This window comes from Stenotrophomonas sp. P5_B8, assembly GCF_054049855.1.
Genome location: NZ_JBFULO010000827.1, coordinates 1 through 708, shown reverse-complemented (window position 1 = coordinate 708; position 708 = coordinate 1). Strand labels below are relative to the sequence as shown.

1 protein-coding gene is annotated in these 708 nt (G+C 57.8%); it reads left to right on the top strand.

Annotated elements, in window-relative coordinates; genetic code table 11:
- Positions 1-708: hypothetical protein (locus ACXJKH_RS21685; RefSeq protein WP_457322477.1), on the top strand; the 708-nt coding region annotated here is incomplete at both ends.

Below are 708 nucleotides of genomic sequence, written 5' to 3'. Positions count from 1 at the left end.
TCGTCCGTCTTGATCCTGATCCAACAGCCCATGGGGATGGTCTCTTTGTAGCTCCGGAGGATGTGGCGAGAATCGCGTTTCAGCGTTTCCAGGACCACCTTTTTGTTCAGGCGTCCCTTTCTGGCGCGATAGATGTCGCGAGCGTGTTCACCGCGGGCGGCCCACTCGAATGGCTTACGTCCAGCTCTCAACGGTATGGATGGACGGGGCTCTTCGAAGCCCTATCGATCCAGATCCCCGAGACCTTCGACATGGAGCTAGTGGACGCGCTGCCGGGTGGGAGGGCTCGTTGGTGGCACGAGTGGGGTATCCAGGAAAGTTTCAAACAAAGCGTCCGATGGCGAGCCATCGAGTCGCAAGCTGGACACCCGACATTTACAAGCCGTTCGCTTGAGCTACTCAACTCGATTGACCAATCGGAGGCAGAGTCCATCGGCCTCCTGCTGGAAGTCGCCGCTGTTCCCGGGCATCCGTGGAACGCGAACCTGCTGCACCGAAACCTCTGGCGTTGGGGCCTCAATAGACGCGACGTGGAATGGTCGCGGGTGATCGCCTTCGCGACAGAAGATGATGAGCATCCGGTCCATCGTCTTCTGAAGTGGGCTATCGGCGGAAAGCTGGATCATGCAGAACCAGAGATGCTTCAATTGGTTGCAATCACGCTGACCTGGCTTTGCTCATGTACCAGCCGCTACATAAGGGATACTG